1 protein-coding gene and 1 pseudogene are annotated in these 1,263 nt (G+C 61.7%); both read right to left on the bottom strand.

Translation table 11 applies throughout. From position 1 onward, the window contains the following. Window positions 1-526: pseudogene (locus QZL63_RS10990) on the bottom strand (hypothetical protein); the annotation flags it as partial. 182 nt (window positions 527-708) lie between these two features. Then, window positions 709-1,263 (bottom strand): methionyl-tRNA formyltransferase (locus QZL63_RS10985; RefSeq protein WP_369677309.1); only part of this gene is annotated, 555 nt, incomplete at its 5' end.

The raw sequence follows: 1,263 nt of genomic DNA, 5'->3' as shown, positions 1-1,263 counted from the left end.
GTGTTGCGGCAAACAGGCCGATTGCTGCGGCGCGGATCCGGAAACATCTCCCCCCCCCTCCTTGCGGAGTGCTCCGGCGGCAGTCGATTCCGGCATACCATCCCATGAAGAGCAGCGGCGGCAACAGCAGCAACAGGTCGGTCGCGCGGAGCGAGAGCCACAGGCTGCGGCCGATCGTCGGCAGGTTGTAGACCATCAGGTAGGAGGTCAGCGGCATGAATGTTCCGTAATTGCGGTAGTACCAGACGTTGGAGAGCAGGTAGAGCGTCACGACGGCGATCCACGGAAAGAGCCACCGCTTTTTCCGCAAACCCCATGCGGGAAGGGCCAGCAGCATGGCGTCCGCCAACCGGTGAATTTGTGATTTCAGGCCGTTGAATCCATAGAGTTCCCACACGGTATTCATGGCCGTGAGCGAGAGGAAGAATGCGGCGGTAAGGGCGAGATAGACTGCGACTCGGTACCTCTTTTTCGTCGTTCGGGTTATCGATGCGGAGGTCCCTGCCGATGACAGGTCGGATTTCATGGGTTTTGATGGGGTTTGGTCCGATTGACGGGGCAAAGATACGAAAAATCCGGAAACTCCGGGCGTTGCGGCCGTTTCCGTGAAACCGGAAACTCCGGGCGTTGCGGCCGTTTCCGTGAAGCCGGTAAAATGCAGTCGGCCTCCGGAATGCCGGAGGCCGACTGCGGGTCTTGCCCGCTCCCCTATTCGAAACGGTATTGCAGCACGTCGCGCCAGCCCAGCAGGAGCTCGCGCACCGCGAGGCGTTTTTTTCCGGCAATCTGCAATTCGCCGAGGACGATCCATCCGTCGCTGCACGCGACGCGGATGAAGGTGCGCCCGTCGCTCTCGACCGTGCCGCAGGGCGCCCCGTGCACAGCCTCCTCGAATGTCGCCGCAAAGATCTTGGCCGTCTGCATCTCGTCCGATCCGTCGCGGAACATCCCCGTCCAGGCCGCCGGATAGGGCGACAGGCCGCGGATGAAGTCGATGATCCGGCGGCCTTCGCGATGCCAGTCGATCCGGCAGTCCTCCTTGAATATCTTGGGGGCCGGATGCAGCGTCGCCTCGTCGGCGTTTTCCTGCACAGTGGGGGTGATGTCTCCCGCCGCAATGCGGTCTACCGTCTCCAGTACGAGCCCGGTGCCTACCGTCATCAGCTTTTCGTAGAGCGTTCCCACGTTGTCCTCGTCGAGAATCGGCACCTTGATCTGCCCCAGAATGGCCCCCTTGTCGATCTCGTGGTTCACCAGGAAGGT

This window comes from Alistipes sp. CAG:268 (assembly GCA_000434235.1).
Classification (GTDB): Bacteria; Bacteroidota; Bacteroidia; order Bacteroidales; family Rikenellaceae; genus Alistipes; species Alistipes avistercoris.
Note: the sequence above shows the minus strand (reverse complement) of the source record. Positions and strands in the feature narration are given on the sequence as shown.